Below are 394 nucleotides of genomic sequence, written 5' to 3'. Positions count from 1 at the left end.
GAAGTGGACCGGACGGGTCGGGGGTCGGGGGTGGCCGCACGTCGGGTACCCGCCCGCCCCGGCGCTGGGTGAGTGGGTGCAGCTCGGGGCGGTACAGCAGCAGGTCGGCGCCCGGCGCCAGGGCGGTAGTGAAGGCGTCGATGAAGACCCGGCTGTCGGTCCGGCCCAGGCGGACTCCGAGGGCTTGGTGGAGTCCGCCGAACCCGTACAGGGCGTCCGCGACGCGCCCCGCGGGGCCGGTGACCCAGCGGGGGCGACGGTGCAGCGTGGTGGTAGCCGGCTTCGGAGATATGGCGGGCCCGGGCAGCAGGGTGGTGAGGGTGCCCATCACTCCCCCTCCGGTCCGGGGGCGCTCCCTTGACAGTCGGGGCAGCGGTAGCGGGCGGTCTCGGGG

1 protein-coding gene is annotated in these 394 nt (G+C 75.6%); it reads right to left on the bottom strand.

The genetic code is table 11. From position 1 onward, the window contains the following. Positions 1 to 328 (bottom strand): hypothetical protein (locus FNQ90_RS26705; protein ID WP_182608618.1); only part of this gene is annotated, 328 nt, incomplete at its 3' end. Positions 329 to 394 lie beyond the last annotated feature (66 nt).

Source organism: Streptomyces alkaliphilus, from assembly GCF_014141535.1.
Taxonomy (GTDB): domain Bacteria; phylum Actinomycetota; class Actinomycetes; order Streptomycetales; family Streptomycetaceae; genus Streptomyces; species Streptomyces alkaliphilus.
The sequence above is the reverse complement of the archived record's forward strand: the minus strand, read 5'-3'. Positions and strand labels throughout refer to the sequence as shown.